Origin of the sequence: Thiothrix eikelboomii, from assembly GCF_900167255.1 — a bacterium.
Taxonomy (GTDB): Bacteria; Pseudomonadota; Gammaproteobacteria; order Thiotrichales; family Thiotrichaceae; genus Thiolinea; species Thiolinea eikelboomii.
Genome location: NZ_FUYB01000003.1, coordinates 202,219 through 221,893, shown reverse-complemented (window position 1 = coordinate 221,893; position 19,675 = coordinate 202,219). Strand labels below are relative to the sequence as shown.

At 45.4% G+C, this 19,675-nt stretch carries 17 protein-coding genes; 10 read left to right on the top strand and 7 right to left on the bottom strand.

Annotated elements, in window-relative coordinates:
- Positions 1 to 6 precede the first annotated feature (6 nt).
- Positions 7 to 1,116: a chorismate synthase gene (gene aroC / locus B5D50_RS04875; RefSeq protein ID WP_078921460.1), complete on the top strand. Its 1,110-nt coding sequence runs from the start codon at positions 7 to 9 to the stop codon at positions 1,114 to 1,116.
- A gap of 55 nt (positions 1,117 to 1,171) precedes the next feature.
- Here the strand turns inward: aroC and B5D50_RS04870 are convergent, their stop codons facing one another.
- Positions 1,172 to 3,934 carry a hypothetical protein gene (locus B5D50_RS04870; RefSeq protein WP_078921459.1) on the bottom strand — a complete coding sequence of 921 codons (2,763 nt, stop codon included), beginning with the start codon at positions 3,932 to 3,934 and terminating at the stop codon, positions 1,172 to 1,174.
- Positions 3,935 to 4,142: 208 nt separating this feature from the next.
- Here B5D50_RS04870 and B5D50_RS04865 point away from each other — a divergent pair, with 208 nt between their 5' ends.
- Positions 4,143 to 5,495, top strand: coding sequence for an MATE family efflux transporter (locus B5D50_RS04865; RefSeq protein ID WP_078921458.1), 1,353 nt, complete (start codon positions 4,143 to 4,145; stop codon positions 5,493 to 5,495).
- 17 nt (positions 5,496 to 5,512) lie between these two features.
- Here the strand turns inward: B5D50_RS04865 and B5D50_RS04860 are convergent, their stop codons facing one another.
- On the bottom strand, positions 5,513 to 6,373 hold the full coding sequence (locus B5D50_RS04860; protein ID WP_078921457.1) for a pirin family protein: 861 nt from the start codon (positions 6,371 to 6,373) through the stop codon (positions 5,513 to 5,515).
- A gap of 252 nt (positions 6,374 to 6,625) precedes the next feature.
- Here B5D50_RS04860 and B5D50_RS04855 point away from each other — a divergent pair, with 252 nt between their 5' ends.
- The 5 genes from B5D50_RS04855 (at position 6,626) to B5D50_RS04835 (ending at position 12,080) form a co-directional block, all read left to right on the top strand.
- The gene (locus B5D50_RS04855; protein WP_078921456.1) at positions 6,626 to 7,360 is read left to right on the top strand and encodes a pyridoxine 5'-phosphate synthase; all 735 of its coding nucleotides are present in this window, start codon (positions 6,626 to 6,628) and stop codon (positions 7,358 to 7,360) included.
- Positions 7,361 to 7,495: 135 nt separating this feature from the next.
- Positions 7,496 to 9,835: a YgiQ family radical SAM protein gene (locus B5D50_RS04850; RefSeq protein ID WP_078921455.1), complete on the top strand. Its 2,340-nt coding sequence runs from the start codon at positions 7,496 to 7,498 to the stop codon at positions 9,833 to 9,835.
- Positions 9,836 to 9,906: 71 nt separating this feature from the next.
- Positions 9,907 to 11,079 carry an AAA family ATPase gene (locus tag B5D50_RS04845; protein WP_078921454.1) on the top strand — a complete coding sequence of 391 codons (1,173 nt, stop codon included), beginning with the start codon at positions 9,907 to 9,909 and terminating at the stop codon, positions 11,077 to 11,079.
- A gap of 3 nt (positions 11,080 to 11,082) precedes the next feature.
- Positions 11,083 to 11,634, top strand: coding sequence for a hypothetical protein (locus B5D50_RS04840; protein WP_078921453.1), 552 nt, complete (start codon positions 11,083 to 11,085; stop codon positions 11,632 to 11,634).
- A 134-nt stretch (positions 11,635 to 11,768) separates the two neighbouring features.
- The gene (locus B5D50_RS04835; RefSeq protein WP_078921452.1) at positions 11,769 to 12,080 is read left to right on the top strand and encodes a type II toxin-antitoxin system TacA family antitoxin; all 312 of its coding nucleotides are present in this window, start codon (positions 11,769 to 11,771) and stop codon (positions 12,078 to 12,080) included.
- Here the strand turns inward: B5D50_RS04835 and B5D50_RS20730 are convergent.
- Together B5D50_RS20730 and B5D50_RS20305 are read right to left on the bottom strand one after the other, a co-directional pair.
- A complete protein-coding gene (locus tag B5D50_RS20730; RefSeq protein WP_456119730.1) occupies positions 11,993 to 12,193 on the bottom strand; it encodes an HVO_A0114 family putative DNA-binding protein in 201 nt (66 codons plus the stop codon). The two genes, B5D50_RS04835 and B5D50_RS20730, sit on opposite strands and share 88 nt — an antisense overlap.
- A gap of 126 nt (positions 12,194 to 12,319) precedes the next feature.
- Positions 12,320 to 12,571: a PIN domain-containing protein gene (locus B5D50_RS20305; RefSeq protein ID WP_078921450.1), complete on the bottom strand. Its 252-nt coding sequence runs from the start codon at positions 12,569 to 12,571 to the stop codon at positions 12,320 to 12,322.
- A gap of 149 nt (positions 12,572 to 12,720) precedes the next feature.
- On the opposite strand from B5D50_RS20305, the gene B5D50_RS04820 reads away from it, so the two are divergent.
- Positions 12,721 to 13,995 carry a DUF5979 domain-containing protein gene (locus B5D50_RS04820; RefSeq protein WP_159448571.1) on the top strand — a complete coding sequence of 425 codons (1,275 nt, stop codon included), beginning with the start codon at positions 12,721 to 12,723 and terminating at the stop codon, positions 13,993 to 13,995.
- A gap of 37 nt (positions 13,996 to 14,032) precedes the next feature.
- A complete protein-coding gene (locus B5D50_RS04815; RefSeq protein ID WP_078921448.1) occupies positions 14,033 to 14,674 on the top strand; it encodes a nucleoside/nucleotide kinase family protein in 642 nt (213 codons plus the stop codon).
- A 34-nt stretch (positions 14,675 to 14,708) separates the two neighbouring features.
- Here the strand turns inward: B5D50_RS04815 and B5D50_RS04810 are convergent, their stop codons facing one another.
- Entirely contained in the window at positions 14,709 to 15,260 is a 552-nt protein-coding gene (locus tag B5D50_RS04810) for an NADPH-dependent FMN reductase (RefSeq protein WP_078921447.1), read from the bottom strand.
- 177 nt (positions 15,261 to 15,437) lie between these two features.
- Here B5D50_RS04810 and B5D50_RS04805 point away from each other — a divergent pair, with 177 nt between their 5' ends.
- Complete coding sequence (locus tag B5D50_RS04805) at positions 15,438 to 16,661, top strand: threonine/serine exporter family protein (RefSeq protein ID WP_078921446.1); 1,224 nt, start codon at positions 15,438 to 15,440, stop codon at positions 16,659 to 16,661.
- Positions 16,662 to 16,687: 26 nt separating this feature from the next.
- On the opposite strand, the gene nuoN is transcribed toward B5D50_RS04805, so the two are convergent.
- Both nuoN and B5D50_RS04795 read right to left on the bottom strand, forming a co-directional pair.
- On the bottom strand, positions 16,688 to 18,133 hold the full coding sequence (nuoN, locus tag B5D50_RS04800; RefSeq protein ID WP_078921445.1) for an NADH-quinone oxidoreductase subunit NuoN: 1,446 nt from the start codon (positions 18,131 to 18,133) through the stop codon (positions 16,688 to 16,690).
- Positions 18,133 to 19,656 (bottom strand): NADH-quinone oxidoreductase subunit M, encoded by a 1,524-nt coding sequence (locus B5D50_RS04795; RefSeq protein ID WP_078921444.1) that lies wholly within the window; start codon positions 19,654 to 19,656, stop codon positions 18,133 to 18,135. Before B5D50_RS04795 ends, nuoN begins: the two co-directional genes overlap by 1 nt.
- Positions 19,657 to 19,675: the final 19 nt, after the last annotated feature.

Genomic DNA, 19,675 nt, shown 5'->3' with positions numbered 1-19,675 from the left:
GGCCCTATGTCAGGAAATACTATTGGAAACTTATTCACCGTAACCAGTTTCGGTGAAAGTCATGGCCCCGCAATTGGTTGCATTGTGGACGGCTGCCCGCCCGGAATGGCGCTTACAGAGGCTGATATTCAGCTGGATTTAGATCGGCGCAAACCCGGTCAAAGCCGTCATACCACTCAACGGCGGGAGCCAGATGAAGTGCAGATTTTATCCGGTGTGTTTGAAGGCAAAACCACCGGTACACCCATTGCACTGATCATTCATAATACCGACCAGCGCTCGAAAGATTACTCAGAGATTCTCGATCGTTTCCGTCCCGGTCATGCCGATTATACTTATTATAAAAAGTATGGTTTGCGTGATTATCGTGGAGGCGGGCGCTCGTCTGCACGAGAAACCGCGATGCGGGTGGCAGCGGGTGCGATTGCGAAAAAGTACTTGTTTGAGCGCTATGGTGTACAGATTCGTGGTTATCTGTCGCAGCTTGGTCCCATTATCGCTGAGCAGCTGGATTGGGCAGTGATTGAAACTAATCCGTTCTTTTGCCCTGACGCGGATAAGGTCGCTGAAATGGAAGCCTATATGGATGCTTTACGTAAAGAAGGCAACTCCATTGGCGCGAAAATCACCACGGTTGCCACCGGTTTACCACCCGGCTGGGGTGAGCCAATTTTTGACCGACTCGATGCTGAGATTGCGTATGCGATGATGAGTATTAATGCAGCTAAAGGGGTGGAGATAGGGGCAGGTTTCGCCTGTGTGACCCAAAAAGGCACTGAGCATCGCGACGAAATCACCTTGCAAGGTTTTCTGCAAAATCAAGCCGGTGGTATTTTAGGTGGGATTAGTTCGGGGCAAGATATTGTTGTCCACACTGCATTTAAACCGACTTCGAGTATGCGTATTCCCGGGCGTACTGTGAATTTGCAGGGCGAAGCTGTCGAGGTAATTACCAAAGGTCGGCATGATCCTTGTGTTGGTATTCGTGCTACACCGATTTGTGAAGCCATGCTCGCCTTGGTTTTAATGGATCATGCATTACGGCATCGGGCGCAGAATTTAGATGTTAAAACCGCTTTGCCTGATCTTCCAGCGCAAGCTCCTGATTTAGCTTAGTGCTAAATTCTAGGTTCTAAGCTAAAGCTAGCTAGTCTCTAGCTAGCCTTGAAGGTTAATCCCGCAGCATTTCCAAATCATCCGCCAATTTCCGCATGCCCTCACTGGTATTATCTGTCAGCCATAATTCACGCGGTGGGTCATCTTGGTTCAGGTACATGAGGTGAAAATACAATTGATCATCCAACAGCTTGACCGCATCTATATACTGTTTGGATTCGAATTTTTTAATTAATTGTGCTGATTCGTCCGCATCGGCTAGCCACCATAAGCTGGCTTCGGGTGCTTGGCTTAAGATAAATAAACCGTGTTTAGCCGCTAAAACCCGCGATTGCTGCGGTAAAGGCGGTGTTTTGACGGCCACTAGGGTTTTATCAGTCCAGTCAAGGCGGGAGAGTTGATAATTTAAAGGATCATTCTCTTTTTGAGTTAAGAAATAAGTATGTTCTGCACTCGCTAATAGCGTATCAGTCAACAGCATAGGCAGCGGTTCAAAGCCATCTTTGAGCACGATGTCAGTGCCTGTTGGAGTTTGTAAAACCAGCTTATATGCAACTAATTCTCCACCAAGGGCATAGTTGGGTTCTAAGATATACAGCAGACCTTGCTCAGTTTCCAAGAGCGTAGCTAAGCGCCGTTGGTCGTTAGCTTTGGTTAATACCGTGGCAAATTGTTGTTTTTGGCTGTTCCATAATTCAAGTGTCCAAGCTCCTGCAGTCTCAGGTGGATAATAGGCGACATAGACACCGTGACGACTAGGGAAGAGCCAACTATATCCGCCCGCCGGAAAGCGTTTAATCCGTTTGACCTGACCCGCCGTGATTTGCCACAGTGAATTAATTTTTTCAGGCGTTTCAGTATTTTCAGTGATGAAATACAAGGTATCTTGGGATTTAACCATCGCTTGGGCATTGAAGGAGCACTGTTCTTCTTTTGGCAACTCAGTGATTTCATGCGCAGTGGTTGGATCTTGTTCAGTTGCCCATAAACGTGAGTTCAAGACAAAATACCAAGTAGAGCCGAGTTGCTGTACTTGTTTAAGGTCAACACTGGCGGGTGCAGTATTAATATCTTTAAGCAATTTGCTTTGCATCGGTTCAGCCGTGACTAGCCAAGGCTCTTGGCCTGCTTGTGAGTCGATACCTGCCATCAACCAGCTCGGCGGCGTGCTAGGTAGTGCTAAGATCTCAGTTAAGCCTCCCGTAGGCCAAGGGCTGGCTTGCCAAGTTTTGCGAATGGCATCCTCTCCTAAGGCTTTAGTACCGCTGATCGTGCCATCGGTTTGCCAACGCTGCTTGCCACTTAGAAAGTACACCCACTGGCCTTGATCGTTGTCAGCGGGGGGTAATAGCTGTGGATCGTCAAACTCACCTAACAGCAAGGGCTGCTCGGGTTGCTCTGGGGTTAAACTCCATAATTGAGACAGATTACGATCTTTGGGCGAAAAAGTCGGGAAAATCAGCTTATTAGCACGCAGTACATAAGGCATAGGGCGGGCAGGCCAAGAGTCTCCGGCCCCCCCGGCATATTGATTATCTTTGACGGTCAGCAGGTTTTTAGTGCCAGCTACTGTTCCATCGGTGAGCCACAGTGCTGAGGGGCGAATCCCATCACTCAAAAAGAAATACAAACGATTTGCAAAACTAAATAACATCGGCGCGGTTTTATATTCATTATTCGGATTGGGCAAACTCGCTAAGCGCTCAGTACCCTTCGCCGTGAAGTCACTGGTCCACAGCTCATCAATATCTTGACCGTCAGCACTCACGATTGAAAACCACCAATATAGCTTACGCTTAAAAAATATCGGTTTCGCGGTGTTTAAACTACGGGGGAGGTTTTCAGTCGCAGGCAAATGCAGAATTAAGTGCGCCTGTTTGGTTTTTAGATCCAATTGCCACAGTTCGGGTTGCTGATCAGTGGCATTGGTTTTTATCCAAATGAGCTTATCCTGATTAGCGGCTAGTAAGCTGAAAGCAAATGCAGGTTGGTCAGTGAAACGTTTTAAGCGCTCACTGCTGTTAGCATCGACGCGCCATAATGAATAGTCTAATTTTTCCTCTGCTGAGTTAGAGCGTTGATCTGCACTAATAAAAAATAGGCTGTTTTGGTTATTGATCGGCTCTAAGCCATAGACAAGCAGAGGATTGAACTCCGCTGGCTCGATACTAGCATCCACGACTAAGTGTGTACCCGCTGCGCTGCCATCGGTTTGCCATAATTCTAAGCCATGTATGCCATCATTGACCCAAAAAAAAGCCTGCTTATTTAAGGGATAAAAGCTGGGTAGTTCAGTATTGATGGATTGCACACTGGAGTGTGGAAAACTGGCAATGACTAGGGTGGATTCACGGCTGCCATCGGTACTATACAATTTTAATTGATCTTGGGTTTGCCCCCAGAAAATGAGTCGATTGTTTAAGTTAAGGCTGGTTGTTCGATAAAGTTCATGCTTTTTAGGTAGGCCACTCACGACACCGGGTTCAAGGTCTTTGAGTAACTCGGTGTCGGCGCTACTGGCATCGGTGCGCCATAATTCTTGACCTGTTTCTGGGGTGAAGGCGGCAAATATCCCGTATTTACCAACTTTGCCAAGCGGATAGTAATTGGCATCAGCATTGGGCGTCGTGGTCAGATAGCTAAAGATTTTGGTCGTTGCTGGAGTTTGAGCGGTTTGCCACATTTGTGTACCGATACTTTGGCTGTTGCCTGCAAATAATTGCAAGGCATGGGTACTCGGCTCAGCGGCATGACCGAGAGAATAGCTGGCTAAGTTCAAAGCCAAACTCGTTATCCATAAAAAGTGAAAGCGCATCATGCTAGCCTCTAATTGTTATTAGTGGTACAGATTAAATCTAGCTTAAAAGGTCATAAATTACCGGATTGTGATAAGTTTTAAATGAGTTTAGATACTTTTTTGCTGAGTATGCCTATAAACAATCAGTTTATTCACGGTGAACTTAAGCTTGCACTACACTGTTTTTCTAAGCCTAATGGTCTTAACCTAATACCACCTCGAGTCTGTCATGCTTAAACGCGATCTCACTGTTGGCGATGAAAAGCAAATCCTGATTAGCCAAACGCTTCCGATGTTATGGGGCTTAATCGCCGTGATGAGTGTCACGATTGTCGATACTTATTATTTGGGTTTATTGGGTACGCATGCTCTTGCGGCAATGGGATTTGTATTTCCCGTCGTAATGTTTATGAATAGCCTCTCCTTTGGGATTGGTGTTGGCGCGTCTTCAGTCATTGCGCGAGCGATTGGCAGCAAACAAGAGGATTGGGTACGTAATTACAGCACACAAGCCTTGGTCTTGGCTTTAATCGTATCCCTGCTTTTTGCGATGGTTGGCTTATTGACCGTCGACCCCTTGTTCAGATTATTGGGCGCGCCGGATGATTTACTGCCTTATATTCATCAATATATGGATACTTGGTATTGGGGCTGCTTTTTGATTGTAGTGCCAATGGTGGGCAATGCTTGCTTGCGGGCGGCGGGGAATACCAAAATTCCAAGCTATACCATGACCGCGATTGCCGTAATTAATTTAATTATTGCGCCTGTGCTCATTTTTGGTTTATTTGGTTTGCCACGCTTGGAGTTACAAGGTGCTGCTATTGCCAGCATCATTGCGTATTTCAGTGCGATGGTAGTCACTCTGTATGTGCTCTATGTGAAATTGCATTTCATTACTCTGAAGGCACTGACGAGCCAGATTGGGCAGAGTTGGAAGGATATTCTACATCTCGCCGTACCTGCCTCTGGGACTAATTTAATTTCGCCGATTTCGATAGCAATTACCACCCGCTTGATCGCCACTTATGGCAGTGAAGCGGTCGCTGGTTATAGTGTGGCTTCGCGGATTGAAATGTTTGGGTTAATGCTCGTCATGGCCTTAGCTTCGACCTTAGCGCCATTTGCGGGGCAAAATTGGGGAGCACAAAAAATTGAACGTTTACGCCGTGCGCTTCGGTTAAGTTTTGTTTTCGTTTGGGGCTGGGGGCTGGCGATGGCGGTATTATTTTGGCTGGCAGCTGTGCCGCTTACGCAGTTATTTACCCAGCATGAGGCGGCGGTTCAAGCTTCAGTGACCTATTTGCATATTGTTCCGATCACTTATGGCTTATTAAGCACGATTATGATTGTTAGTAGTATGGCAAACGGCATAGGCCAAGCGCTCCCAGCACTGGTGATGACAGTTTCACGTTTATTAGTTATTTATTTGCCGCTAGCTTGGTTATTAGCCCAGCAATGGGGCTTGAATGGTATTTATATTGCCACCGCTGCGGCCAATGCTTTGGTCGGTTTTGGCGCTTGGTATTGGAGTACGCACGCTTGTAATAAACGTGAAGCAGCGATCAGCGTGCCTGCTTAATGCTGCGCTTCGACAAGCTAAGGTGTAGGTAAGGGGATAAATTCTTGCTCATCACCGACGACCACCGGGAAGCGTTGCTCTTGCCACTCGGTTTTAGCTTGATCAATCCGCTCTTTACGGCTGGATACAAAATTCCACCACATATAACGCTTACCGAGGGTAGCTCCACCAATCAAAGCAATACGGCTAGCACTGAGCGCGCTTAACTCGCCTTTAGTGGGTTGATCCAGCACGGTAAGTGTATAAGTATCGAGCGGATGACCGTCAAATTCTAATTGCCCCGCCGCGACATAAACCGCTAATTCGGGGGTGTTGGTCGGTAGGGCTAAGCTTTGACCTGCGGTTAACTCTGCCTCAACATACAGGGTCGGAGACAGGGTTTTGACCGGTGAGTGCACGCCATAGGCTTCACCCATTAAGACACGCACGGGGACGCCTTGTACATTCAAAGCAGGTAGGCTAGCAGAGGGGTAATGAATAAATTCAGGCTCGACTTCTTCAGCTGCCTCCGGTAAAGCCAGCCATAATTGCAGGCCATGCAGCTGTCGAGTTTGTTGCTGGGCTGCTTCGGTTTCACGCTCGGAATGGACAATACCACGTCCTGCAATCATTAAATTTAAATCACCCGGGTGAATTGCCTGCTGATTACCGAGGGAGTCACGATGCAAGATTTCACCTGCGAATAAATAGCTGACTGTAGCTAAATTAATATGCGGATGGGGGCGCACATTAATACCAAGGCCGGGGGCGAATTGGGCGGGCCCCATGTGATCAAAGAAGACCCAAGGCCCAACAGCGCGGCGAGCTTGATGAGGTAATAAGCGTCGTACTGTGAAGCCCCCTAAATCCTGTAGATGTCCATGCAATATATTGATCATCGTGAGTACTCCTTGCTGCCTTGGGGGATCTGCTTATCAAGTCACAAATCGGCATAAGCTGCAAGAAGGCCTTGGGAATTAAGAGTATTGTTGTATTGAACCTAAACTTTGCGTTCAAGCTTTGAACTCAAACTATGAATGCATTGTAAATTGGCGATGCGCTTGAATTTTGACAGCCTAGTTTTAGGGGGTTAACCTAGAGCATGCAAACTTGCTATACCCCAGCCTTTCGTAAAAGAGATTAATCACTGAATGACTAAGCTAAGTGTAAATTTAAACAAAATCGCGCTACTAAGAAATTCACGGGGGCGTGATTTTCCAAATGTGGTGGCGTTCGCCCAAAAGTTCATAGCTTTAGGGGTGCAGGGGATCACCGTGCATCCTCGCCAAGATGAGCGCCATATTACTCGCCAAGACACCTTAGATCTTGCTCAATTATTGCCTTGGGGTAGCGCGGTGGAATTCAATATTGAAGGCTATCCGTCTGAAGATTTTTTGCAATTGGTTGAAAAGGCTAGGCCTGCGCAATGTACTTTAGTCCCTGATGCACCCGATCAGCTGACTTCGGATCACGGCTGGGATGTGATCAAGCATCGTCAAGCGCTTGCCAAGATGTGTAGTCGGTTGCAGGCTCAGGGGATTCGTGTTTCGATCTTCTTAGATCCCAGTCTTGAGCAAGTCGAAGCAGTACCCGCCACTGGAGCAGAACGGATTGAACTCTATACGGAGGCTTATGCGGCTGCTTATGGCTCAAACCAGCTTGAGTCTGTACTGCCAAGTTATGCAGCTACCGCTGCGCGTGCTCAAGCCTTAGGGATTGAGGTGAATGCAGGACATGACTTGGATTTACAAAATTTATCTCAGTTTCTGCAAATTCCGGCGATTAAAGAAGTCTCGATTGGCCATGCGCTGATGGTCGAATGCATTGAGCAGGGTATGACTAGCGTGGTGGCGCAGTATCTGACTATTTGTGGTGAGGCGGCTTGATGAGTGGGGAAGTCTGGATAGACAGGCTTCCTCTAAGCTGCTAGCTTGCGGTAAATCCTTCTAAAACCAATAAGCAATAACACCTCTGCTCAACATAGGCTACAATATCCCACCTTTTTACTCAGTATCAGCATCATGTCTGCCTTAGCTCAACACTCCCATACCCCTAATGCCACTCAGCCTTTGTTTGATTATCCAAAATACTGGGCAGAATGTTTTGGCACCGCGCCTTTTTTGCCGATGTCACGGGCAGAGATGGATCTACTCGGCTGGGATAGCTGCGATATTATTATCGTGACTGGCGATGCTTATGTAGATCACCCTTCATTTGGTATGGCAGTGATTGGACGTGTATTGGAAGCGCAAGGTTTTCGAGTAGGGATCATTGCCCAACCCGCTTGGCAGTCAACAGAGGCATTTATGGCCTTGGGTAAGCCTAATCTATTTTTTGGGATTGCAGCGGGCAATATGGATTCGATGATTAACCGTTACACGGCTGATCGCAAGATTCGCTCCGATGATGCCTACACGCCGAATAATATCGGTGGCAAGCGTCCAGACCGCGCCTCTTTAGTGTATTCGCAGCGTTGCAAACAAGCTTATGCGGATGTGCCGATTATTTTGGGTGGAATTGAAGCTTCACTACGCCGGATTGCACATTTCGATTATTGGCAAGAGCAAGTACGCCGCTCGATTTTGGTGGATGCTGCAGCAGATTTATTGCTGTATGGCAATGCAGAGCGGGCCGTGATTGAAGTCGCACATCGCTTGGCGGCAGGTGAAAAAATTGCTGAGATTACCGATGTGCGCGGGACGGCCTTTATTCGGCGTGGTTCGCCAGCAGGTTGGATGGAAATTGATTCCACCCGTGTAGATCAACCGGGCAAAATCGACCGGATTATCAACCCCTATCTCAATACCACGGAGATGGAGGCATGCGAGCTGGAAAAGCGCAATCTGCAATGGTTTGAATACCAAGACCCACGCAGTAAACGCTCCGATGAACATAAACTCACCTTCCATCCCCGCGCCCGTTTAGAACGTGCTAAGACAGTGATTCGCTTGCCGGGGTTTGAAAAAGTCAGCAAAGACAAGGTGTTATATGCACATGCTAATCGTGTTTTGCATTTAGAAACCAATCCGGGCAATGCGCGGGCTTTAGTACAAAAACATGGCAATCAAGATGTGTGGATTAACCCACCACCGTTTCCATTAAGCACGCCCGAAATGGATTATGTGTTCGGTTTAGCCTATGCACGCTTGCCGCATCCGGCCTATCAAGGGGCGCGCATTCCAGCCTATGAGATGATTCGTTTCTCCGTGAATATTATGCGCGGTTGCTTTGGTGGCTGCACTTTCTGCTCGATCACCGAACACGAAGGACGGATTATTCAAAACCGCTCCCGCGAGTCCATCGTGCGTGAAGTGGAAGAAATCCGTGACAAAGTACCGGGGTTTACTGGAGTGATTTCCGATTTAGGTGGCCCGACCGCGAATATGTATCGCTTGGCGTGTAAAGATCCGAAAATCGAAGCCTCCTGTCGCAAACCGAGCTGCGTCTATCCGGGGATTTGTCAGAACTTGAGCACAGATCATGCTGAACTCAAGGCTTTATACCGTGAAACCCGCAGCCTTAAAGGCATTAAAAAAGTCTTGATTGGCTCCGGCTTGCGCTATGACTTGGCGGTCAAAGATCCTGAATATATTAAAGAATTAGTTACTCACCATGTGGGTGGCTACTTAAAAATTGCCCCCGAACACACCGAAGATTCGCCGCTGTCGAAGATGATGAAACCGGGGATTGGTGCCTATGATGAATTCAAACGCCTGTTCGAAAAATACAGCAAAGAAGCAGGCAAAGAGCAGTATTTAATCCCGTATTTCATTGCGGCTCATCCGGGAACCTCCGACGAAGATATGCTCAATCTGGCCTTATGGCTGAAGAAAAATGGCTTTCGTGCTGATCAAGTGCAGGCATTTTATCCTTCGCCAATGGCCTCCGCCACCACCATGTACCACACCGACAAAAACCCGCTGCACCAAGTCACCTACAAAAGCGAAAAAGTGCAAACCGCCAAAACACCGGAACAGCGCAAGCTACATAAAGCCTTCTTGCGCTGGCATGACCCGAAAAACTGGCCGCTGCTGCGCAAAGCGATAGCGGAGATGGGGCGGCAGGAGTTGATCGGCGATGGTGACAACCAGTTGATCCCGCATTACAAGGCGGGCGAGGAACAGTTGGTGTATGAGGCGCATCGGCGCAAGAATAAGGGTGGGGAGCATCAGAAGCGGACTGGGAAAGCAGTGGTGAATGCCAAGCCTGCTGCTGCAAAACCAGCATCTACCAAACCGAATGTGGGTAAGCCGCAGGCTGGGAAGGTGTTGACGCAGCATACGGGATTGCCGCCGAAGCCACGGGCGGATGTTGGCGGCAAACCGAAATCGACGATCAAGCCCAAGCAGCGCGGTCGATAGAGTGCGCTGAATAACAATAGTCAGATGTGCTACAGTTACCGTTATTGAGTAGAGGTTAAGACAGGTAGCACATGGACATTACGCTGAAAAACTTGGGTTCAATCCAAGAGGCCAATTTTACCGTAGGTGATTTAACAGTTATCTGCGGGCGTAATAATACAGGTAAGACTTACATTACTTATGCACTCTATGGCTTTTTGGATTACTGGAATGCTGGTTGGCCTGAGGTAGTAGTTCCTAATGGCTTTGATGTGTATCCATTAGAAACTTATGCAAGGCGTTTATTAGGTGTCTCTTGTGCTGAGTATAGTAATAACTGGATTTCAAAAATATTTGTTAATACCCAAGATAGATTTAAAAATAGTATTTTTTACTTAGATGATGATATTAATGAAACACCGACTGTTAAATCGGAAAACTCTAAAACATTACCAAAAGCTTTTATTGCTAGTGCAGAACGTACAGGTGCAGCATTATTTCAACGTGAAGTGGATTTCACGAGAAGTCGCTTGATTGATATTCTCAAAGAAACAAATATTAATTCACAACAATTGTTGGGGCGATTTACGGCTGAATATCCTCTACCTGTTAAACATGATATTGATTTCATTCGTGATTTACCAAATATTATTAATAAGCAGAGTATGTTTGCACAAGAACATCCAGAAGTATTACAAGCCTTCGCGGATATTGCAGGTGGAGAATATGCAATCAATACAGCAGGTGGGATAAGCTATAGCCCTAGCAATCAACCCGACTTAAATCTTTCATTAGCAGAAAGCTCTAGTACTGTTCGATCTTTAGTCGAAATCGGTTTTTATTTACGTCACCTTGCTCAGAAAGGTGATTTATTGATGGTGGATGAACCAGAATTAAATCTCCATCCAGAAAACCAACGTAAAATAGCCCGTTTATTTGCTATGTTAGTCAATCACGGTATTCGTGTATTTATTACGACGCACAGTGATTATATTATTAAAGAGTTTAATACCCTGTTATTACTTAATAAATCTGATGAGCGTTTACAAGCATTAGCCCAGCGGGAAGGTTATCACTCGGTTGAGTTACTAAAGCCGGAACAACTAAATGTTTACATGACGACTGTTGATGAGCGAGTGACAGACAAAATAAGTTACACACTTATCCCTGCCAAAATCACCCATGACAGTGGTATTGAGCTAACCTCTTTCAATGACACCATTGAAGACATGAACCGCCTGCAAGATGAAATTGTTTGGGGATAAGTCATGTCTGATACATCTGTGTTACAACGTATGCTACAACCTAGCATTTTGATTTCTTTAGAGAACCACTATGAAAGCAAAAAAGTCATATTGATTGAAAACCAGTCCCCAGATTCATTTATTGAAATCCATAAAATTCCCGCTGATGCGCTGGTTATTGATTTAGACAGAGCATTCAATAATCAGGGATTATTTCAAGGTAAATCAGGCGAATGCAAACGCGCTGATTACGTAATCATCTCTGAACAAGAGAAAAAAGTACTCTTCATTGAAATGAAACGTAGCAACGCTCCGGCTGTAGACATTGTAAATCAATTGAAAGGTGCATTATGCGCATTTGAATATTGCCAAATTATCGGACGTGAATTTTTTCAGGAGCGTGATTTCCTTGTACAATATCAGAAACGTTTTATCTCTGTCAGACACACGGGGGGAACAAAACAAAAAACAGAAATCGAGCAAACCGCGCCACAGGGGGAACGACATAGCAATCCCAATTATCCATTAAAAGTCAGTTGGACACAGTGTATACAGTTCAAGAAAATTGCCTACTGACTGTTATTTTCTCATTTATCAGCAACTAGAAGTACCTCTCACGCTGCCAATACACACTTACTTGGATTGCCAGTGGGTGTACAAACCACGTCATTCCTCCTAGACTATCCACATAGCCTAACGAGGAACGCACCATGCCCAGCACCGCCGCCAAAGATGACCGCATCAGCATCCGCACCCCACCCGAACTGAAGCGGATGCTGATTGCTGCTGCCGCTGTTTCCAACATTTCCATGACCGATTTCCTGTTGAATGCCGCCCGCAAAGCCGCCGAAACAGTGCTGGCAGAATACCGCCAAATTACCCTGAACCAGGAATCAAAGGGGTCAGACTCGATTGATTTGACCCCATTCTCCACTCAAATCGAATACTGGATATTAAACGCCGATGCTTTCACCACCGGACGCACGGAACGGTTCTGCTTGCACAATTCCACAATGCCATAGCGTTCCATCGTCTTCAAAGTACGGATGAGGTTGCTAGTTTGCCGCCCGCTCAGAGCTGCCAAGTCTTTCAAGGTTTCCGGCTGGTTTTCCCCAATCATTTTCAGCAGGCGCATATTGTTGTCGCTCAACACCTCACTCAGGGATTTCATGGAACTGAACCAAATTTTAGGTTCGCCCGGTTGCGGTGTGTAACGTCCGGCGGCAATCGCCAGTAGCCCCTGATTCTTCTTTGCATCAAATCACAACTCCCAATCCTCCAACAACAACCCCTGCACCCGCTCAAACTCGCGGACATTATGCGTCACCAATGTCGCTTGCAACGAACGGGCATGAGCAGCAATCAAGGTATCATAATGCCCAATCGGTTGCCCCAACTGTAGTAATTCACAGCGCACCAACGCCGCTGTTGAACCGCCCTGTGGTTGACATCCTTGCGCCGGTGACGCGGGCAATTCATCAGCGTAAAGCGGCACGGCAGGCGTGTGGATCAATTCACCGTTGCTAACATGGTTATCAGTATTTGGACGATCGCTTCTTAAGGATATGCTGTGCCTTGAACAATACCTAGTTCCCTTCTAGAATACCTTCCCACGGAACACGACACTTAAGAAAAATCATGCTAACAATAAAAGGGCATTCCATGAAAAGCTACAAGCCGCTATGGCTGGTTACGCTTGGAGCACTGCTGTTTGTACCGCAAGTGGTACTGGCAGATGTTTCCGGTACAGAATTTCGCGACCTCAATACCAACAGCACACAGGGCGGTGTGTCACTGGGAAAGCTAGTTATCAGTAAATCGGTCATGGGTGGTACTGATCCACAGACTTTCACCATTCAATTGGATTGTAGTGACGATACCTTTGACAATAACGCCATTGCACTGACCCACGCGGCAACGCATACCATCAGTGACATCCCCGCAGGGACAATCTGCACTGTAACTGAAACGATCCCAACAGCTCCTACCAACTACAGTTACGCCTCTTCCGTTGTGACACCCTCGCAACCTGTTACCCTCGTGGGTGGGCAAACGGTAGCGGTCAGCGTCATCAATCAACTGACACAAAGTTGCGCTAACCCAGTGATACCCGCCTTAACGATTAGCAAAATTGGTTTCGGCCCTGGCGTCGCGCCGAGCAAAGAAACGGTAACACTCAATGGTTCACACCCACTGGAAGAAAGCAATGTAGCGGGTTTTTACAGCAGCACCTCCACTGAAGGGGCGTTCTACTCTCTTTGTACTGAAATTAGTCAACCAATTTTGCCGTTACAAAACCCTTATACTCACGAAGCCAATGCCAGCACCAACGGTTTCAACGCAACCGCAGCACTACGTATTGCTCAAGTCGTGCAAGCCTCCGGCTACAACTCAAGCACCGGTTTTGGCGCGGGGAATAATACCGTTACCAACTTTGTTGCCTTGCAGCTAGCAGTATGGAATGCCCTGTATGATACGGATTACTCAGTCACAGCCGGAAACTTCCAGTCATTGACCGAAAATAATGCAGGTGTTAGAACACTGGCTAACACTTGGCTTACCGCAGCTCAAACCATCGCCACACCCAAGGTCGTTGTACATAATCTGCACAATGCTACCGGTCAGGATTTGTTGATGGTTAGCGCGATACCAAATACTTGTCCGATTGTGTCAGCCATCGACCTCAAGCTGGCTAAAACTGTCAGTAAATCTACCACCAAGATAGGCGATACCTTGACTTATACCTTGCTGCTGGAAAACGAGAGTGATGTCGATGCAACTGGCGTCGTGGTTAATGACAAACTGCCCACAGGCGTCAGTTACCTCAGCCATGCACCTGCTGCGGCTGACTACGATAGAATATCAGGTAATTGGACAGTGGGTACGCTGCTGGCCAGACAGAAAATTACACTGACGATTGATGTTCATGTTCAATAAACTATGAGGACTTACGGGCAGCAATCAAGGGATCGTCATGCACCTAATCCATCCAGTTCAACAGTTACACACGCTGGCTCAAGTCACCCAGTCGCGCCTTTTAATTGGCTTAGCAGGTGTTCCCGGTTCTGGCAAAACGACCCTCGCTAATCAACTCCACCGCGAATTTTTACAACAGCATCTCAACAATACGATGCAAGTGCTGAGTATGGATGGTTTTCATTTGAGCAAGGCGCAGTTAAATGAACTACCTAATCCTGAGCGTGCTTTGGCGCGGCGGGGTGCACCTTGGACGTTTGATGCGGCGGGCTTTGTGCAGAAATTGCATGAGCTGAAAGCAAGGCAGGGGAGAGTCACTTGGCCGATCTTTGAACATAGTGTGGGTGATCCGGTTGCCGATGCACTAGTGGTTGAACCGAGTTGCCAAATCATTTTGGTGGAAGGTTTATACCTGCTTTATCGGGAAGGTGATTGGGCGGGTCTGGAAGGGGTATGGGATGAAACTTGGTATTTAGATACCCCCCTTGACTTAGCCCAAGCACGTCTAATCAAGCGTCATCAGCAAGCTTGGGGGATTAGTTATTCAGAAGCCTTAGGACGGGTTTTGTCGAGTGATGCCAAAAACGCAGCCTTGGTTGCCAGCTTGCGTGAGCAAGCTGATTATTTAGTGCAGGTTTAGTGATTTAGTGCTGTCGTCAAGTCTAGTGATTGGGTTATTTGCGTAATTGCTCCACCCATGCTTGTAAACTAAGCAGTTGTTCCCTAATCAGGCCTTGAATACGCTCGTCAATCAATACGCCATTTTGATCAAAGGTATTGGCGAAGGCATTACAAAACACTTCGGGTTTATTCAAAGGATGCAGGTTAAGAAAGACACAAACTTGGCGTAAATGATATTGCGCCCGTGAACTTCCCATGCCACCGCCTGAACCCATGATCGCAACGGGTTTGCCGGATAATAATTGATTATTCGGTTCACGCGAGGCCCAGTCTAAAGCATTTTTTAAAGCGGGCGCCATTGAGTAATTGTACTCAGGGCAAGCTAGCAATAAAGCATCTGCTGCCGCGAGTTGGGTCAGGAGGTTTTGCACGGCGCTTGGTTTGGTCGTGAGATCGGCATTGTAAAAAGGCAGCTCTTTAAGATCTGCAATCGTGATCTCAATACCCGCAGGTGCCTGTGCTTGTGCATAATTGAGCAGGCCGGTATTGGTGGATTTGGCACGTAGACTACCGCTAATAGCTAAGACTTGGATGGGATGGTTCATAGGGCTGTTCTCTGAAAAAGGTTATAAAAAAACGACGGACTGATCATTTTTTAGTAACAACAGGTATAGTATGCGTCGCATCGAGTTAGGGCGCTAGGATAGCGAATGAGCGCCTAGTAAGCCTAGTATTTAAAGTTAAAACTATTTCAATTCTAGTTTGAGAGTCTAGCCAGCACCATGCAGCCATCAGAATTAATCCAACTACGGCGCTTTATTATTGAACTTGGCATTAGCTTACACGCCTATGGAGCACCCTCGCATCGCCTAGAGAAGCTTTTGCAAGAAGTGACGGAAGTCTTAGGCCTAGATGGGGTGTTTTTGGTAACACCTACCACCATGCATTTTTTATTTCGGGAAAAAAACTCCGATGAAGAATACATGCATCTTGAGCGTCTGCAACCCAATCTCTTAGATCTGAATCGTTTAGCCCATACGCATAAACTCGTCGATGCGGTCTTAGCCAAGCAGCTTGACTTGCCACAAGCCCGTACTCAACTGGAAGCGATTAAACATCTACCGGATCCTTATCCACGTGGATTGGTTTTACTGGCTTGGGGCGTGCTGTCAGCCAGTTTTGCAGTCGTGTGTGGGGCGAATATGACCGAAGTAATCATGGCAGGTTGTGCAGGCTGCTTTGCTTATGGTTTGGTAGCTTTGACTCGAGTTTGGCCGCGATTGGAAGAAATGCTAGAACCACTGACTGCCTTATTAATTGCCTTCTTGAGCAGTGGCCTAGCGGCTTTAGGTTGGCAGTTTAATGTCCCGCTGGTGATTCTTGCTGGGGTGATTGCTTATATTCCGGGGTTATTTATGACCATCGGCCTGCGGGAACTAGCCGCACGGCATGTTTTATCCGGTACCGCACGGATTATGGATGCAGGTATGATGGTTTTTAAGCTCTATTTCGGGGCAGTTTTTGGTTTAGCGTTAGCGGCTATTTGGTGGACTGTGCCAACCGTAGTAATTCAGCCAGCAGAGATTACTTGGGTCAGTTATTTAGCAGTTTTGGGTTTGAGTCTGGCTTTATTGATTATTTTTAAAATCAGTTGGCGAGATGCACCTTGGGGTTTATTCGCGGGTTTAATTGCTTATGTAAGTACCAGTTTAGGTGCACAAGTTTTTGAGCCAAGCTTGGCAGGTTTAATCGGGGCTTTTGTTGTTGGTATTTACGCCAATGCTTATTCAGTTCTTAAAAACCGACCTACTTCTATTGTCTTATTGCCGGGGATTGTTTTACTAGTGCCGGGTAGTAAAATTTATATTGGCTTGAATAACTTTGTCACAGGGCAGTCGATCCTTGCAAATACTATGAGTGGAGCAGAAGTCTTGCTTGCTTTTATGGCGATTGTGGCAGGTCTCATGTTTGCCAATATGGTATTGCCTCCGAAGCGGCGACATTAAGTTAAATTAAGTTAATTCGATTCTGTTTAGGGTAAGGAGGCAACTAAAGCTTGAGTACAAAGCTCTATTAAGCCAGTTGGCAATAAGCCTAAGAATAGTACTAATAAGCCATTTGCCGTTAAAGCTATTTGAAAATCCATTGGATAAGTAATCTGGGGGGGATGTTTTTCAGGTTGATCAAAATACATCATTTTGATCGCCCGTAAATAATAAAATTCCCCCACCACTGACATAAGAACCACAAACACGGCAGGCCATAAATAGCCAGTGTTTAACATCGCTTGAATCACAGAAAATTTAGCATAGAAGCCTACCATCGGTGGGATACCTGCCATTGAGAATAATAATAACAGCATGAGGAAAGCATACCAAGGATGGCGTTCATTTAAACCTTTTAAATCATTTAGGGTTTCCGCATCTAGGCCTTGATGACTGAGTAAAATTAAAATCGCGAAACTACCGACAGAGGTTAATGCATAAATAATCGTATAGAACAAACCTGCACTATAGCCTTCTAAAGTACCTGTCATGGCAGCTAATAAGACAAACCCCATATGAGCAATCGTAGAATAAGCAAACATCCGTTTTAAATTAAACTGGGCAATTGCTAATAAATTACCGACCGTAACCGATAGTAAGCCCATCACCAATAATAATTGTGACCAACCAGACTGGGCTGCACCTAAGGACTCACCTAAGACGCGCATTAACATAGCGAAAGCGGCCAGTTTGGGTACGCTTGCTAAGAATAATGTCACTGCTGTCGGTGCACCTTGATAGACATCGGGTGCCCACATGTGAAAAGGCACGGTGCCAAATTTAAAAGCAATCCCGCCAACAATAAAAACTAAGGCAAATAATAAAGGGATATTATTTAAAACCTCTTGAGTACTTAGATAACTAGCAATTGCACTTAATTCTAATTGACCACGAGTAATACCATATAAAATAGAAATGCCATATAACAGCATACCAGAAGCAATCGCACCTAAAACAAAATACTTCATGGCAGCTTCCGTAGCGCGACTATCATCACGACTAAAGGCAACTAAGGCATACAGGGCTAAAGCTAGCAATTCCAAACCTAGGTAGATCAATAGTAAATGATTAGCAGAGGCGATCACTAACATGCCCAGAACAGAAAATAAAATTAAGATAAAAAATTCATTTTTCCATAAGCCTTTTTCTTGTAAATATTGCCGTGCATACACAAAAGCAAGCATAGTCACTAATAAAATACTGATTTTTAATAAGCTACCTAAATCATCACGTACATATAAATTATTTAATCCCCAAGCTTTATCAGCGGGAAAAGTATTAATCACCAAAAGTGTGGTTATAATTAAGCAAGTTTGTATTAATAAATAACTGATCAGTCGGCGCTTATCAGTAGGTAAAAAAGGCTCAATTAATAAACTTAAGCAAATAGCTATAGTTAGAAAAATTTCTGGCAGAGCAATAGCGATATTCATTATAGGCAATCTCCTAGCATCTTGCCGCCACATTTAGTTTGTAAGGCTTGTGTTAATAAATGCTCAATCGAAGCACCCATCAAATCAGTTACAGGCTCAGGCCATAGACCAAAAAATAAAACAGCAGCGGCTAGGATGGTTAATAAGCCAAACTCACGTTGGCTAATATCAGTTAATTGAGCGACTTCAGCATTCTTTATCTCACCAAAAATCACTCGTTTGACTAACCATAAAGTATAAGCTGCACCAATAATTAAAGTAGTTGCTGCTAAAAATGCTAGCCAAACATTTGCTTTGAAGCTGGCTAAAATTACAAAGAACTCACCGACAAAACCGGAAGTACCCGGCAAACCTGTGTTAGCCATCGCAAATAATACAAAGAATGCAGAGAATTGCGGCATCTTATTTGCTACACCGCCATAGGCATTAATGTCACGAGTATGCATGCGATCATATAAAATACCAATACATAAAAATAGGGCAGCAGAAATAAACCCATGTGAGACCATTTGTACCATGCCACCTTGTATCGCTAGTATAGCGGTGCTTGTATCTTTATTAAGTTGATAGATAATAAAAAATCCAAGAGTGACAAAACCCATATGAGCGATAGAGGAATAGGCGATCAGTTTTTTCATATCTTGCTGTACTAAAGCAACAAAACCGATATACACCACTGCAGTTAATGATAGGAAAATAACTAGACTACTGAGATTCGCTGCTGCATCCGGTACAATAGGTAAAGCTAAACGGATTAAGGCATAAGCGCCTACTTTTAAGGTAATTGCAGCCAAGATGACTGAGCCACCCGTAGGGGCTTCTACATGTGCATCTGGCAACCAAGTATGGACTGGCCACATCGGGATTTTTACCCCAAAAGCTAATAAGAAGCTCAGAAAAATTAAGGTTTGTGGCAGAATAGCTAAAGGCAGTTTTTGCATATCAGTAATGGAAAAACTACCACCGACTTGATACAGGTAAATTAAGCTGATTAATAAAAAAACTGAGCCAAAAAAAGTATATAAGAAGAATTTTAGCGTTGCATAAACTCGCCGTTTACCACCCCAGATTCCAATAATCAGGAATAAAGGGATTAACATGGCTTCAAATAAGATATAAAATAAGACAGCATCTAAAGCCATAAATACACCATTCACAATACCTTCCATTACCAAGAAAGCGGCCAAGTATTGGGTGATACGATAGTGAATTACTTCCCAAGCTGCTATTACTACAAGAATAGTTATCAAGCTATTTAAAACAATTAACGGTACAGAAAAGCCATCTACACCTAAATGATAGTTAATATTAAAACTGCTAACCCAAGTTAGTTTTTCTTGGAATTGCATCTCTGCAGATGCAGAGTTAAACTGAACTAAAAGTATTAAGCTGATAAAAAAGCTAATAATAGTAATGCCTAATGCAAATAATCGGGAGTCTAGGTGTCGACCGAATAGAATAACGCCTAAGCCTCCTAAAATCGGTAGCCAGATTAATAAGCTTAAAATGGGTAAATCAAACATGCATATTTCCAATTATAAA

What these genes read in the sequence shown, in the direction of transcription:
- B5D50_RS04850 (WP_078921455.1), top strand. Translation starts at nt 7,496, where the DNA reads ATGTCTGCCTTAGCTCAACACTCCCATACCCCTAATGCCACTCAGCCT.
- B5D50_RS04855 (WP_078921456.1), top strand. Translation starts at nt 6,626, where the DNA reads ATGACTAAGCTAAGTGTAAATTTAAACAAAATCGCGCTACTAAGAAAT.
- B5D50_RS04835 (WP_078921452.1), top strand. Translation starts at nt 11,769, where the DNA reads ATGCCCAGCACCGCCGCCAAAGATGACCGCATCAGCATCCGCACCCCA.
- B5D50_RS20730 (WP_456119730.1), bottom strand. Translation starts at nt 12,193, where the DNA reads ATGCGCCTGCTGAAAATGATTGGGGAAAACCAGCCGGAAACCTTGAAA.
- B5D50_RS04865 (WP_078921458.1), top strand. Translation starts at nt 4,143, where the DNA reads ATGCTTAAACGCGATCTCACTGTTGGCGATGAAAAGCAAATCCTGATT.
- B5D50_RS04795 (WP_078921444.1), bottom strand. Translation starts at nt 19,656, where the DNA reads ATGTTTGATTTACCCATTTTAAGCTTATTAATCTGGCTACCGATTTTA.
- B5D50_RS04815 (WP_078921448.1), top strand. Translation starts at nt 14,033, where the DNA reads ATGCACCTAATCCATCCAGTTCAACAGTTACACACGCTGGCTCAAGTC.
- B5D50_RS04840 (WP_078921453.1), top strand. Translation starts at nt 11,083, where the DNA reads ATGTCTGATACATCTGTGTTACAACGTATGCTACAACCTAGCATTTTG.
- B5D50_RS04870 (WP_078921459.1), bottom strand. Translation starts at nt 3,934, where the DNA reads ATGATGCGCTTTCACTTTTTATGGATAACGAGTTTGGCTTTGAACTTA.
- nuoN (WP_078921445.1), bottom strand. Translation starts at nt 18,133, where the DNA reads ATGAATATCGCTATTGCTCTGCCAGAAATTTTTCTAACTATAGCTATT.
- B5D50_RS04820 (WP_159448571.1), top strand. Translation starts at nt 12,721, where the DNA reads ATGAAAAGCTACAAGCCGCTATGGCTGGTTACGCTTGGAGCACTGCTG.
- B5D50_RS04805 (WP_078921446.1), top strand. Translation starts at nt 15,438, where the DNA reads ATGCAGCCATCAGAATTAATCCAACTACGGCGCTTTATTATTGAACTT.
- B5D50_RS04845 (WP_078921454.1), top strand. Translation starts at nt 9,907, where the DNA reads ATGGACATTACGCTGAAAAACTTGGGTTCAATCCAAGAGGCCAATTTT.
- B5D50_RS04860 (WP_078921457.1), bottom strand. Translation starts at nt 6,373, where the DNA reads ATGATCAATATATTGCATGGACATCTACAGGATTTAGGGGGCTTCACA.
- B5D50_RS04810 (WP_078921447.1), bottom strand. Translation starts at nt 15,260, where the DNA reads ATGAACCATCCCATCCAAGTCTTAGCTATTAGCGGTAGTCTACGTGCC.
- aroC (WP_078921460.1), top strand. Translation starts at nt 7, where the DNA reads ATGTCAGGAAATACTATTGGAAACTTATTCACCGTAACCAGTTTCGGT.